Origin of the sequence: Enterobacter asburiae (assembly GCF_024599655.1) — a bacterium.
GTDB lineage: Bacteria > Pseudomonadota > Gammaproteobacteria > Enterobacterales > Enterobacteriaceae > Enterobacter > Enterobacter asburiae_D.
Genome location: NZ_CP102247.1, coordinates 3,354,625 through 3,368,674 on the forward strand (window position 1 = coordinate 3,354,625; position 14,050 = coordinate 3,368,674).

Sequence of the window (14,050 nt, forward strand, 5' to 3'; positions counted from 1 at the left end):
TCAAATAAAGAATTCCCCTAAAAAATCCCCCTTAAACCCTTTTTTCATGATATACAATTCAGCACAATAAAATCAACCACTTAAAAATCACCAATAAAAAAAGGGTCCGTAGACCCCTTCTTTCATTCCAGCATCCAACTTTCACCGCCACGCAGGACCTTTCCCTACCGCAAACCGCCCTGCGCCTAAAAACGCGATAGCCAGCGAACCGATAAAGAAGTACACCAGGCTTTCAATCGCCCATGCGCCTACCTTATCGAGGGCGAGCGTTTCCCCCACTCCCACCATCAGCCACGCCACGATCATCGTAAACGCCAGCACCAGGGCGGCCGGGCGCGTAAAGAGCCCAACAATAATCAGGATCGGTGCCACCACTTCGCCAACCAATACGCCGTAGGCGATAAACCCCGGCAACCCTTTCTCCACCAGCATGCCGCTGATAAAGCCCACGCCGCCAAAAAGCTTGTGCAAACCGTGAAAAAGCATCAGCCCGCCGACGGCAAGTCGTAACAAGAGTTTGCCAAGATCGTCGCTCGATAGCTTTTCATTTACAGCAATTAACAATGATTTAACCATTTGAAGTTATTCCTGTTTTCACCGAGGTATTGCCAGATTATGCCGAATAATTGCGCGTGAAAAGCACCTTTTAATTAGGGGGAGATAACGGGCAAGACGGAGACTTTCTTCTAAGCTTGTAAGCGATATCACAAAAAGGAGACGGACAACCATGAAACAAACCGTGGCTGCATATATTGCGAAAACGCTCGAACAGGCTGGCGTGAAACGTATCTGGGGCGTAACCGGCGATTCCCTGAACGGACTCAGCGACAGCCTCAACAAGATGAAGACCATCGAATGGATGCCTACCCGCCATGAAGAGGTTGCCGCCTTCGCCGCAGGCGCGGAAGCACAGCTCACGGGGGAACTGGCCGTGTGTGCGGGCTCGTGCGGTCCCGGCAACCTGCATCTGATCAACGGGCTGTTCGACTGCCACCGTAACCACGTGCCGGTGCTGGCCATTGCCGCCCATATCCCCTCTTCCGAAATCGGCAGCGGCTATTTTCAGGAGACGCATCCGCAGGAGCTGTTCCGTGAATGCAGCCACTATTGCGAGCTGGTTTCATCCCCGGAGCAGATCCCGCAGGTGCTGGCGATCGCCATGCGCAAGGCCGTGCTAAACCGCGGCGTTTCGGTGGTCGTCATCCCGGGCGATGTGGCCCTCAAGGCCGCGCCGGAAGGGGCCAGCACCCACTGGTATCACGCTCCGCAGCCCGTGGTGACGCCTGCTGAAGAGGAGCTGAAAAAGCTGGCGCAGCTGCTGCGTTACTCCAGCAACATCGCCCTGATGTGCGGCAGCGGCTGCGCGGGCGCCCACAAGGAGCTGCTTGAATTTGCCGGGAAGCTGAAATCGCCGATTGTCCACGCCCTGCGCGGCAAAGAGCACGTCGAGTACGACAACCCTTACGACGTGGGGATGACCGGGCTGATCGGTTTTTCTTCCGGCTTCCACACCATGATGAACGCCGACACGCTGATCCTGCTCGGCACCCAGTTCCCGTATCGTCCGTTCTATCCAGCGGATGCCAAAATCATTCAGATTGATATCAACCCGGCCAGCATCGGCGCGCACAGCAAGGTCGATATGGCGCTGGTGGGCGACATTAAATCGACCCTTGCCGCCCTGCTGCCGCTGCTGGAAGAAAAAACGGATCGCAAGTTCCTCGATAAGGCGTTGAGCGACTATCGCGATGCCCGCAAGGGGCTGGACGACCTCGCCAAACCGAGCGACAAAGCCATTCACCCGCAGTATCTGGCGCAGCAGATCAGCCATTTCGCCGACGACGATGCCATCTTCACCTGCGACGTGGGCACGCCAACCGTCTGGGCAGCCCGCTACCTGAAGATGAACGGCAAACGCCGCCTGCTTGGCTCGTTCAACCACGGCTCGATGGCCAACGCCATGCCGCAGGCGCTGGGCGCAAAAGCGACGGCGCCGGAGCGTCAGGTGGTGGCGATGTGCGGCGACGGCGGGTTCAGCATGCTGATGGGGGATTTCCTCTCGGTGGTGCAGATGAAGCTCCCGCTGAAAATCGTGGTCTTTAACAACAGCGTGCTGGGCTTCGTGGCAATGGAGATGAAGGCCGGTGGTTACCTGACGGACGGCACCGAGTTGCACGACACCAACTTCGCGCGCATTGCCGAGGCCTGCGGCATCACCGGTATTCGCGTGGAGAAAGCCTCAGAGGTGGATGAAGCCCTGCAGCGCGCCTTCTCCATTGACGGACCGGTGCTGGTGGACGTGGTCGTCGCCAAAGAGGAACTGGCGATCCCGCCGCAGATCAAGCTGGAACAGGCCAAAGGCTTTAGCCTGTATATGCTGCGCGCCATCATCAGCGGGCGCGGCGATGAGGTGATCGAACTGGCAAAAACCAACTGGCTCAGGTAAAACATCTGGCATCGCCTTTTTAATAATAAGGACATGCCATGATCGATTTACGCAGTGATACCGTAACCCGCCCGAGCCGCGCCATGCTCGAAGAGATGATGGCCGCCCCGGTCGGGGACGACGTCTACGGCGATGACCCGACGGTCAACGAACTGCAGCGCTACGCGGCTGAACTGAGCGGCAAGGAGGCTGCCCTGTTCCTGCCAACCGGTACGCAGGCTAACCTGGTGGCGCTGCTCAGCCACTGCGAGCGCGGGGAAGAGTACATTGTCGGCCAGGGCGCGCATAACTATCTGTATGAAGCAGGCGGTGCCGCGGTGCTCGGCAGCATTCAGCCGCAGCCGATTGACGCCGCGCCGGACGGCTCCCTGCCGCTCGATAAGGTCGCGGCAAAAATCAAGGCCGACGATATTCACTTCGCCCGCACCAGGCTGCTCAGCCTCGAAAACACCCACAACGGCAAAGTGCTGCCGCGCGAGTACCTGAAAGCAGCGTGGGAATTCACTCGCGAGCGCGGGCTCGGCCTGCACGTGGACGGTGCGCGCATCTTCAACGCCGTGGTGGCGTACGGCTGCGAGCTGAAAGAGATTACGCAATACTGCGACTCGTTCACCATTTGCCTCTCTAAAGGTCTGGGCACGCCGGTGGGCTCTCTGCTGGTCGGTAACGCAGACTACATCAAGCGCGCCAACCGCTGGCGTAAGATGACCGGCGGCGGCATGCGCCAGGCGGGTATTCTGGCGGCGGCCGGGCTGTATGCCCTGAAAAACAACGTGGCGCGCCTGAAGGACGACCACGACAACGCCGCGTGGATGGCTACGCAGCTGCGCGAAATTGGCGCCGACGTGATGCGTCACGACACTAACATGCTGTTTGTTCGCGTGGGCGATGACCACGCCGCCGCGCTGGGTGAATTTATGAAATCACGTGGCGTGCTGATCAACGCCTCACCTGTCGTGCGCCTGGTCATGCACCTTGACGTGAGTCGCGAACAGCTGGCGGACGTGGTGAAACATTGGCAGGCGTTTTTACAGCGATAAGGAGCATCACGTGCCGCAACGCATTCTGGTGCTCGGCGCCAGCGGGTATATCGGTCAGCATCTTACCGCGGCGTTAAGCCAGCAGGGACACCGGGTGCTGGCTGCGGCACGTAACACCGAACGGCTGCAAAAACTCAGTTTGCCAGGCGTCACCTGCCACAGCGTTGACCTCAACTGGCCGAAGGAGCTTCCCGCGCTGCTCGAAGGGGTCGACACGCTTTACTACCTTGTGCACAGCATGGGTGAAGGCGGAGATTTTATCGCCCACGAGCGTCAGGTGGCGATGAACGTCCGCGATGTTCTGCTGCAAACGCCGGTGAAGCAGGTGATTTTTTTAAGCTCGCTCCAGGCGCCCGAGCATGAGCAGTCCGATCACCTGCGCGCCCGCCAGCTGACGGGGGACACCCTGCGCGACGCCGCTATCCCTGTTACCGAACTGCGCGCCGGCATTATCGTCGGCGCGGGTTCCGCCGCCTTCGAAGTGATGCGCGATATGGTCTACAACCTGCCGGTACTCACGCCGCCGCGCTGGGTTCGTTCGCGCACCACGCCGATTGCGCTGGAGAATTTACTGCATTATCTGGTGGCGCTGCTGGAACATCCGGCGGAGCAACACCGCGTGCTGGAAGCTGCGGGCCCCGAAGTCCTGAGCTATCAGGAGCAGTTCGAACATTTTATGCGCGTCAGCGGCCGCCGCCGCTGGCTTATCCCCATCCCCTTTCCAACCCGCTGGATTTCGGTGTGGTTTTTGAATGTGATCACCTCGGTACCGCCGACGACCGCCAAAGCGCTGATCCAGGGGCTGAAGCACGATCTGCTGGCGGACGATCGCGAGCTGCGGGCACTCATTCCCCAGGATCTGATCCGGTTTGATGATGCCGTGCGCAATACGCTGAAAGAGGAAGAGCAGCTGGTGAACTCCAGCGACTGGGGCTACGACGCCCAGGCGTTTGCCCGCTGGCGGCCGGAGTACGGCTATTACCCGAAACAGGCGGGCTGCACGGTGAAGACTTCCGCCAGCCTTGCAGATCTGTGGGAGGTCGTGAACCAGATTGGCGGCAAAGACGGTTATTTCTTCGGCAATATCCTCTGGCAAACGCGCGGGGCAATGGATCTGCTGGTGGGGCACAGGCTGGCAAAAGGCCGCCCGGCACGCCCGTATCTTGAGGTGGGCGATGCGGTCGACAGCTGGAAGGTGATCATCGTCGAGCCGGAAAAACAGCTGGCGATGCTGTTCGGTATGAAGGCCCCGGGGCTGGGGCGACTCTGCTTTACCCTGAAAGACAAAGGCGATCATCGTGAACTGGACGTCCGCGCCTGGTGGCATCCGCACGGAATGCCGGGTCTGTTCTACTGGCTGCTGATGATCCCCGCCCACCTGTTTATCTTCCGGGGGATGGCGAAACGCATTGCGCAACGGGCAGAACAAAAGATGAAAATTCGTTAATAAAACCCTTTTTCTTTCACCTTTCCCATTGCATAGCGTCGTAATTCACGAAAGAATGCGCACGAAATTCTTTTCAACACAGTGGATAGATATGAAGGTACTGGTTACCGGGGCGACCAGCGGCTTAGGCCGAAATGCGGTCGAATTTCTGCGCAACAAGGGCATAAGCGTCAGGGCTACCGGTCGCAATGAAGCGATGGGAAAACTGCTGCAAAAAATGGGCGCAGAGTTCGTCCATGCTGACCTGACGGAGCTGGTCTCCTCTCAGGCGAAAGTGATGCTCGCCGGTATCGACACGCTGTGGCACTGCTCCAGTTTTACCTCCCCGTGGGGTACCCAGGAAGCCTTCGATCTCGCCAACGTGCGGGCCACCCGCCGTCTGGGCGAATGGGCCGTCGCCTGGGGCGTGCGTAACTTTATTCATATCTCGTCACCGTCACTCTATTTCGACTATCACCACCATCGTGACGTGCAGGAAGATTTCCGCCCGGCTCGTTTTGCCTGTGAGTTTGCCCGCAGCAAGGCGGCCAGCGAAGAGGTGATTGACCTTCTGGCGCAGTCGAACCCGCATACCCGCTTTACCGTGCTGCGCCCCCAGAGCCTGTTCGGGCCGCACGACAAAGTGTTTATTCCGCGCCTGGCGCAGATGATGCACCACTACGGCAGCGTGCTGCTGCCGCGCGGCGGCGATGCGCTGGTGGATATGACCTATTACGAAAACGCCGTCCACGCCATGTGGCTGGCGAGCCAGCCGGACTGCGACAAGCTCATTTCCGGTCGCGCCTACAACATCACCAACGGCGAACCCTGCACGCTGCGCAGCATTGTGCAGCGGCTGATCGACGAGCTGCAGATCGATTGCCGTATCCGTTCCGTGCCCTACCCGATGCTGGATATGATTGCCCGCAGCATGGAGCGTTTTGGTAGTAAATCGGCCAAAGAGCCTGCGCTGACGCATTACGGTGTATCGAAGCTTAACTTTGATTTCACGCTGGATATTTCGCGTGCGGAGAACGAGCTGGGATATAAACCGGTTGTAACGCTGGATGAAGGGATTGAGCGCACGGCGGCGTGGTTACGGGATCACGGGAAGCTTCATCGCTAGCCTTTTTGCCCGGTGGCGGCTTCGCCTTACCGGGCCTACAACTGCACCGTACTATCCCCTCGCCCCTTTGGGGAGAGGGTTAGGGTGAGGGGAAAGAGCAAACACTAAAACGGCAACCTTTCGGTTGCCGTTTGCTGTTTATAATGCCGTCCAGGCGTCAGACCATGCCAGGCCTGCACCCGGTTCATAGTATGCCGGGGCACTGTTACACCAGCCGCTGTACGGGAACGGCTTGCACTGGAACAGTTTACCGTGGTTATTCACGATATCACCTGCGTTGTACTTGCTGTTCGCGCTCCACGCGGCGTAAGAGCCGGAAGTGCCTTCGTCCTGAGACGGTGCCGCTTTCGCCTTCACGTTCAGCAGGTAAGAGGTGGTGCTGCTCAGTTCACCATCGCTAACGGTCAGACTCACTTCAATCTGCTGAGCCGTCGCCGCTTCTGGCGCCTTGAAGGTCACAACCGCTTTATCCTGACCGGTGACGGTCTGACCATCCTGTGAACGCCAGGTGTAGGTCAGCTTGTTGCCATCAGCATCGGTAGACCCTTCCGCGCTCAGAGAAACCTGCGCACCGGCGTCAACCGCACCGATTGGACCCGCAATATGCGCGACCGGGGCGTGGTTCACCGCCGCTGGCTCAGCCGGGGTTTCATCCGGCGTTGGCGCTGGTGTTGGCTCTGGTGTCGGCGTTGGCGTTACCGGCGTTTCATCCGGTGTGGTGGCAGAGCCGTCGTCGTTCACGATGTTAACTTTGAAGAATTTCTGCACGCACTTGCTATAGTCACCGTCTTTAAAGGCGCTGAACGGCGTCTGGTAGCCCACCAGTTGGCAAGAGTAGGTCTTACCGTCTGGCGTATCAGCGCTCCATCCCCAGTCCTGTTCCCAGTAAATCTTCAAGGCACCGGCACCGCCTTCGTCGAACTGCTTCATGTTGGCGCAGCCCAGCACTTCATTTGCCGGAACAGGCACTTTCAGATAGTTCGCGAACTCTTTGTAGTACTTGATACGGTTTTGCGACTGGGCAATTTCAGTCGGGCCGCCGCACTCAACGCCGCCGTTGATGATTTGGGTGGTCACGCCAAAGCCCGGTACCAGACCGTTGGCCTTATCGTGATCGTTCGGCTGCCACGTGCCGTCGATAACCTGCAGCATGCTTGGTTTTGGCGGCTGCGGGTAGGCGAAGAAGAAGATCGCACTCGCCAGGTTCAGCCAGGTGTCCGCCACCAGCTCAGGTTTGTCGAGCAGGGTACGCACATCGCCGTACATCGCTTCAGAGAACGGACCGTAGTTGTAGTTGTAGGACAACTGCTTCGCACCGCGACCGAAGTAGCTCAGGAAGTCACCGTCTTTATCTTTACCGCACGGCCAGGTCTGCCCCTGCCAGACGTCCGGGTTACATTCGCCGTTGTAGCCGCCCTTCTGACCTTCGGTCCAGCCCATTTCACGCACGTGAACCAGCGCCTGACGCCATTCAGCTTCCGGACGCCAGCTTTCGTGGCCGCCGGTTTCCTGGGCAAAGTGGGCAAACATGGTTGCCAGCTCTTTACGGCAGATGGCGTCGCTGTCGCGACCGTCGTTGTAGGTCTTACACAGCGCCGGGAATTTACCCACCGCTTTCAGGAAGTTGCTGTAGGTATAGGCCTGCGCGCGCATCGGGAACAGGTATTCCCAGTCGCTGGTCTTCACGATCCCTTCAACGCGCTTCACGTTGTCCGGGTTCGCCGCACGGCCTGGCTCAATCATTTCTACCTGAGCATTGTCCAGCGTCTGGATGGTCTCTTTTACGGAGGCCATCAGCGGGAAGCTGGTCAGCTCTTTTTCCTTCTTCGCCAGATCGCTGGCTTTCATGGTGTATGGTTCACTGGTGGTCGCTTGCAACGAAGCAGCCTGCGCCATAAACGGTGCTACGCATGCGCCGGCAACGAGTACACTCAGTAACGTCCTTTTGTTCATTTCAGTATTCCTGTTAATTGAAGTTAAAGTTAAATCCCGGCTTATGTATTAATCCGTTAATAAATAAACCACAGACAGCTGTTTTCACTTTTCGAAGAACACCCTCAGGAATTCTTCAAAAATAAAAAACTAATAACGTGCCGCTAATTTCAACTGCTGATATTTTTTCCAGACCTTATGGGCATACACCATTCGCTGCGGATAATTCTCTTTTTTTAACCCGGCGTTATAGGCGCCTACCGCCTCCCAGTTATAGCCATAGACTTTAATCATTCCGGAGAGGATGGACGCCCCCACCATGATTGAGGTACAGGGCTCGGTCATCAGTCGGTATTCATCAATCCCCCTGCTCTCCAGCTCCGTAAAATGCGAGCTGTTTATCTGCATCAGCCCAACATCGCGGGTGCCGTCGTGGTTTTGCCCAACCGCATACGGGTTCATTCCGGATTCAACGTTAGCAATGGCATACAATAAATAGGGATCGACATGATAATAATGCGCCGCTTTATCCCAACAGTTTGCCAGTGCGCTTTGGCTTATTATCAGTAACAACAATATTAATTTTTTCATTTTTACCTGCTGACAGTTTCGGTTATTTCTCCTTGCCCACATCCTGTAAAATGAATTTTGAATCGCTCACCCCCTCATCAGAGAGCGGTGAGCGTTTATCGGGTTAGATTATTTGCAGTCTGTTGATGGACCTTCTTTCACCCATACATCGCTGTTAGCCGGGTTGTCACCACTGGTCCACCATTTGGCACGGTAAACGTTGCCCTGGTAGGTGGTGGTTTCGCCGCCGTTGTAAACCAGGTCAGAACGCCAGTTCATCTTCACGTTGCTCACCAGTTCCCAGGCATCTACACCGAAGCCAGGCTTGTTGCCCTGTGTCCAGTACTTCGCTTTCCACACCAGATGATCGGCACTTACGGTGTCGCCATTGTTGTAGATTTTGCTGGCATCCCACGCGGCATATTTGCTGGCGTTAGCATCGACAGGATTGTCGCAGCTTCCAGTTGCAGAGTCTTCATCAGATGGCGGAGTCACGTCATCAGCCGGAGGGGTAACGTCGTCCGCTGGAGGCGTCACATCATCAGCAGGCGGCGTGACGTCAGCCGGTTTCGGATTCACGGTCACCTGGACGTTAGACTGCACGCTGGTTTTACCGTCGCTCACCACAACGCTCAGGGTGTAGGAAGAGGCAGAGCTCACTTCCGGCGCGGTGATGCTCACGTTCGCCGTGTCGGTACCGGTCGCGTGCATATCCGCTGGAACGCTCCAGGCGTAGGTCAGCGCGTCGCCGTCTGGATCCGCAGCCTGAGCATGCAGAGCGTAGGTTTCACCCGCCTGCAGCGTTACCGCTTCCATTGCATTCACCACGGGTGCCAGGTTCGCTTTTGGCGCTTTGTTCACAACCTGCACGTCAATCGCGTTGCTCAGGCCTTTCGCGTCAGTCACCGTCAGGCGGAACGTCATGGTCTGGTCGGTGGTCGCTGCCGCAACGTTGAAGGTTGCTTTCGCTTTGGTGCTGTTAGCGATGGTTACAGATGGGCCAGAAACCTGGGTCCATTTGTAGGTGATCGCATCGCCGTCCGGATCGCTGGAAGCAGAACCATCAAGCGTGACGGTTGCCGGGCCAGATACGTTCTGATCCGCTGATGACGCGATTGGCGCGTGGTTAGTGACGACCGGGTTAACCGGAGTAGAATCACCGCCCAGCAGGCTTTCGTTCATCGCGTTCAGAATGTCGCCGGTATCAGAGTCGATAGACCATGCGAACAGACCGCCCAGTTTATTCGCCAGAACATACTTACCTTTCGCCGTCGTTGAGCGCGCATCTTCATACGTGATCAGGTCGCCGGTGGTTTTGTTAAAGATGTAAGGCGCTTCCGCGTCAGCATCGTAGCCGTATTCCCAGCCTGGTTTGCCTTTGTATTCGTTGACGATCTGACGATAGTCAACCACGCCTGGTTCCCAGGTGCCTTTCACCATACCGGTTGCGGTACCAGTGAATGGATTGTTACCGGTGTAGCCATGCACGCCGGTCCAGCCGCGGCCATACATGCCCGCACCCACCACGATCTTGCCTGGCTGTACACCCTGGGAAAGCAGCGCATTTACGCCGTTTTCAGTGGTGTAATCGGTGTCAGGACGCCATGCTGGCGCACGCAGTGCAGCCTGGTGGCCCAGAACGGTGTTGCTCCAGCCGCCGTAGAAGTCGTAGCTCATCAGGAAGATGTGGTCGAGGTACTGCTGAGCCGCAGTGTAATCCACGTCTTCAATCTTATCGCGGCCTGCACCGATGGCGCTGGTCAGTTCATAGGTACGGCCAGTCTGAGCAGACAGCTCGTTCAGCATGGTGCGCAGGTCATGCATCAGCACGGTATAAGTCGCTTTATCCTGCTGCGGGTTGCCCAGCGTTTCGCTCACACCGCCGCCGCCAGGGAATTCCCAGTCAATATCCACACCGTCAAAGAATTTCCAGGTCTGCAGGAACTCTTTAACAGAGGAGACGAAGCGGGCACGGATTGCCGGGTCGCCCATGTGGAAGAAAGGATCGGAGAGCGTCCAGCCACCGATGGATGGCAGCACTTTCAGGTCCGGATGCGCTTTTTTCAGCGCCATCAGCTGGCCAAAGTTACCTTTGTACGGGTCATCCCAGTTGGAGACGCCAGCCTGTGGTTTTTGAATTGCAGCCCATGGATCGTGGATTGCCACGGTATAGTCAGGACGGCCCTTACAGTCGTTCTGAAGCACACGGAAGCTGTTGCCGCCTTCAATGGTTTTCAGGCCGTCGTTGATGCCGTCACCGCCGCAGATTGGAATGAAGCCGTACAGAATGTGGTTGAGGTTAGCAGCAGGAATTTTATCTACCGGGAAGGCGCGATCGTAAACACCCCATTCCGGGAAGTAGGCCGCAACCACTTTATCGGTGTGTTTGGCGAAGGATTTGTTGTTCTCCTGCAGTGCTGCATTCAGCGGCAGCAGATGGCTACCGTCGGTATCAGCAACGATAATCAGCTTGCTGGCGCTTTTCGCACAGCCGCTGGTGTTACAGACTTCAATCTGTTCCTGATAACGCCCGCCTTTTTTCACCTTGAACGTTGCAGAGCCTGTCGCGCCGCCTGCACCGGTCCATACGGTCTGTCCGTCCAGCAGAACTTTAGCTGAAGTCGGCGCATCACCGCTCCAGACATTCCACTCCACTTTGACATCCACGCCATCGTTATGCACTTTGACCAGATTGTTATAATCCTGAGCCGCCTGATCCACTTCAACCAGGGCAAATTTGTCATTGCCATAGCCGATCGTCGGTGCGCCTGGTGCCGCTGCAAATGCGGAGCTGGTTGCCGCCGCAATAAAGAGCGCCAGATATTTAGGCTTCATAAATTTCATTTTTATTTCCTGATAAATTTATTCGTAACGTAATAATCCATGTCTTCCTTGAGAGCATGGAGTCTATTTGCGTAATGCGTATTTAACCAACCTGAAAACCGTGACAAAAAACGTTTTGCTGCGTTGTATTCCTCCATAAAAAGATACAAGCCTAAATTCCGTGTAGCTTATATCCCTTACGATACACTGAGCGCAAAGAGACATCCTTCTCTTCCACCGTCGAAAAAATTTATAAAAAAACTTGACCTGAATATTTAAAAGATGAAAGCAAACTGCTGCGCAATAAACACCACTATTCCAGCAAATGAGAGATAGGGACCGAAAGAAATAGTGAGGTTATTTTTATTTAAATTATTTAACGCGAAATAGCCTGCGATACCGCTCAACGCTGCGGCGAGCTCAATTGAAGGCAGCGCCTGCCAGCCGCACCAGGCGCCTAAGGCTGCCAGAAGCTTAAAATCGCCATATCCCAACCCTTCCCGCCCGGTCAGCAGGCGAAAGGCCCAGTAGAGCAGCCAGAGCGAGAGATAGCCCGCTACCGCACCGAACAGTGCATCGCTCAGCGGCAGCTGGTGGTCAACCGCATGCAGCAGTAATCCCGCCCATAACAGCGGCTGAGTCAGGCAGTCCGGCAGGAGCTGGTGCCGCCAGTCGATCATCGCCAGGGGCAGCAAAAAGGCGGCCAGCAGCCACACGGCAAAGAGGGACTGAATGTCCGGCATCCACCAGGCGGTGATGCCGCAAAACAGTGCGGAAAAAAGTTCGATTAAAAATATCCGCAAGGGGATTGCCGTTCTGCACTGGCGGCAACGGCCACGCAATAAAAGCCAGCTGACCAGTGGAATATTCTCCCAGGCGGACAGCGTGTGCTGGCACACCGGGCAGTGTGAGGCCGGGAAAAGCAGATTACCGCTCCCTTCCTCCTCCATCACCATTCCCGGCACGCGTTCGGCGACCACCCCAAGAAAGCTCCCGACAATACCGCCGAAGATCGCACTCATTACCGGGAACCCTATCGGGTAAACGTCCCGCATCAGCGCGAAGGCACTCATGCCGTTTTGCTCCAGGTGAGCTGGACTTCCGCTTTCACATCACTGAGGTGATCGACCGGCGTGAGGTTCATTTTCTGCAGCCGAACGCCGGAAGTCTGGTTGATTTCGCGCAGCCAGTTCTTTAATTCATAGACGTTAACGCGGTTGACCACGAACGATAAGGTTTGCCCATCCTGACGAACATCCGTCAGGGGTAGATGAATTTCCTGCGCGCTGTTCTCTACCACCGTGCGTGGATTATCCGTTTTGACAATCTGAACCTGGAGGTGATTTTTATCTATTTCGCTGCGCATCCAGTTTAGCGTCTCTTTTTGTCTGGTCAGCGTGGCTTTACTATTTTGAATAATATTATCCAGCGGGATCATGCCCGCGTAATAAACGACCGCCCCCAATAGTGCGGCGGCACATATTTTCAGAATAACTTTTTCCCTGGCGCTGTAATTCTGATAACGAGACTTAAGCTGCGTGATTCGCTCTTTCATTTATATTTCCCTGCGATCATGGCGGTATAAGGTGCAGAGGTCGAAACCGGCTGTAAGGTGAAATCAAAATATTCACCGGCCTGGTTTACAAACGTCTGCAACGCGGATTGGTTTTGCGAACTGACGCTCAGCGTCAGCGTGTTCTGCTGGGCGTCGTATTCCAGCAGTTCGATTTCCATTGCCGGCACGCTCTGCCTGGCTTTCTCCAGCTCTTCAAGCTGCAAAAAGACCCCTTTGGTCTGCTTCTTCATGTTTTGACCAAAGTGATATTTGAGGTTGGTCTGCTGGCGCATGCTGGGGAAATGGTGCTGATAAACCTGAAGGATCTCCTGCTGAACCTCATTTTCCTGCTGCACCAGCATCCAGGCCATGGCGACGCGCGGCCCCAGCAACAGGCCGAGCGAGAGCAAGCCCGCCGCGGCGATTGCCGCCTTGATGCCCTTCGACGCCTTACCCGAGCCCGCTTTAGCGCTGAATTCACCGTGCAGGAGCGTGACGCGGCAGGCGTGCCACTGCGGCTGGATCAGGACCAGCGGATGCTGCCAGGGGTGACCGACGTCAACGTCGACACCAGCAGGCGCGTCACCGTAGCAGCACACGTCCCCCTCTCCGGCTTTCTGCATCAGCAGCGGCAGCAGGCTCACCTCCATTTCGCTGGCAACATGCGGCGATAAACGCAGCCAGTAGCTGTCGTCCAGGGCGACAAGGGTGCTGCCGCCCGCCGTCACGGGCAGCAGCCACGCATCCGGCAGCGCCTGAATCACCTTTAATCCGGCCTCCTGACAGCGGCTTAACCACCCGCGCAGGCAGTCAGCGTCGATGGCCACCGCGTCAACTTCGGCGCCCTTTTTGTGGAGCACCGTCCAGTGGAGGCTGTCTACGTCGCCAATCAGCGTCTCTTCCGCCATCCACGAGAACGCCGTCGCCTGTGAGGCAATTTTCTTCGGCAGCGTAAAGTGGCGGAAGATCATGCTGCTGGCGGGCAGCAGCAGGCAGACGCGGGCGGCCAGAGGATGGTCCGCCAGCGCATCCAGGCTCTCCAGTACCTCAACCTGCTCGCTGCCGGAGACACACCACATTATTTTCCCGCCCTCGCGGCTGTCGGGACGAACAAAAAGGACCTGTTTCATAG

The 14,050-nt window shown here is 56.6% G+C and carries 11 protein-coding genes; 4 read left to right on the plus strand and 7 right to left on the minus strand.

Going from position 1 to position 14,050, the window contains the following annotated elements:
• Positions 1-141: 141 nt before the first annotated feature.
• On the minus strand, positions 142-576 hold the full coding sequence (locus NQ230_RS16010) for a DoxX family protein (protein ID WP_257258179.1): 435 nt from the start codon (positions 574-576) through the stop codon (positions 142-144).
• A 151-nt stretch (positions 577-727) separates the two neighbouring features.
• Between NQ230_RS16010 and poxB the strand changes: the two genes are divergently transcribed.
• From poxB to NQ230_RS16030, 4 genes are all read left to right on the plus strand, one after another.
• Positions 728-2,446, plus strand: a complete 1,719-nt coding sequence (poxB, locus tag NQ230_RS16015) for a ubiquinone-dependent pyruvate dehydrogenase (RefSeq protein ID WP_047346936.1) — start codon at positions 728-730, stop codon at positions 2,444-2,446.
• Between the two features lie 38 nt (positions 2,447-2,484).
• On the plus strand, positions 2,485-3,486 hold the full coding sequence (gene ltaE / locus NQ230_RS16020; RefSeq protein ID WP_121425724.1) for a low-specificity L-threonine aldolase: 1,002 nt from the start codon (positions 2,485-2,487) through the stop codon (positions 3,484-3,486).
• A 10-nt stretch (positions 3,487-3,496) separates the two neighbouring features.
• Positions 3,497-4,933 (plus strand): SDR family oxidoreductase, encoded by a 1,437-nt coding sequence (locus NQ230_RS16025; protein WP_213821904.1) that lies wholly within the window; start codon positions 3,497-3,499, stop codon positions 4,931-4,933.
• A 91-nt stretch (positions 4,934-5,024) separates the two neighbouring features.
• On the plus strand, positions 5,025-6,038 hold the full coding sequence (locus NQ230_RS16030) for a 3-beta-hydroxysteroid dehydrogenase (protein WP_121425722.1): 1,014 nt from the start codon (positions 5,025-5,027) through the stop codon (positions 6,036-6,038).
• A 138-nt stretch (positions 6,039-6,176) separates the two neighbouring features.
• Here NQ230_RS16030 and NQ230_RS16035 read toward each other — a convergent pair whose 3' ends face one another.
• The 6 genes from NQ230_RS16035 to gspL all read right to left on the minus strand — a co-directional run bounded on the left by NQ230_RS16035 (position 6,177) and on the right by gspL (position 14,048).
• Positions 6,177-7,991, minus strand: a complete 1,815-nt coding sequence (locus NQ230_RS16035; RefSeq protein WP_257258187.1) for a chitinase — start codon at positions 7,989-7,991, stop codon at positions 6,177-6,179.
• Positions 7,992-8,120: 129 nt separating this feature from the next.
• Positions 8,121-8,561: a type III secretion system invasion protein IagB gene (gene iagB, locus NQ230_RS16040; protein WP_121425720.1), complete on the minus strand. Its 441-nt coding sequence runs from the start codon at positions 8,559-8,561 to the stop codon at positions 8,121-8,123.
• Positions 8,562-8,669: 108 nt separating this feature from the next.
• Positions 8,670-11,384 carry a glycosyl hydrolase family 18 protein gene (locus NQ230_RS16045; RefSeq protein ID WP_257258191.1) on the minus strand — a complete coding sequence of 905 codons (2,715 nt, stop codon included), beginning with the start codon at positions 11,382-11,384 and terminating at the stop codon, positions 8,670-8,672.
• Positions 11,385-11,638: 254 nt separating this feature from the next.
• The gene (locus tag NQ230_RS16050) at positions 11,639-12,436 is read right to left on the minus strand and encodes a prepilin peptidase (RefSeq protein ID WP_257258193.1); all 798 of its coding nucleotides are present in this window, start codon (positions 12,434-12,436) and stop codon (positions 11,639-11,641) included.
• Positions 12,433-12,918, minus strand: coding sequence for a type II secretion system protein M (locus NQ230_RS16055; RefSeq protein ID WP_257258195.1), 486 nt, complete (start codon positions 12,916-12,918; stop codon positions 12,433-12,435). Before NQ230_RS16055 ends, NQ230_RS16050 begins: the two co-directional genes overlap by 4 nt.
• Entirely contained in the window at positions 12,915-14,048 is a 1,134-nt protein-coding gene (gspL, locus tag NQ230_RS16060) for a type II secretion system protein GspL (protein ID WP_257258197.1), read from the minus strand. The genes NQ230_RS16055 and gspL overlap by 4 nt, the downstream gene beginning before the upstream one ends.
• Positions 14,049-14,050 lie beyond the last annotated feature (2 nt).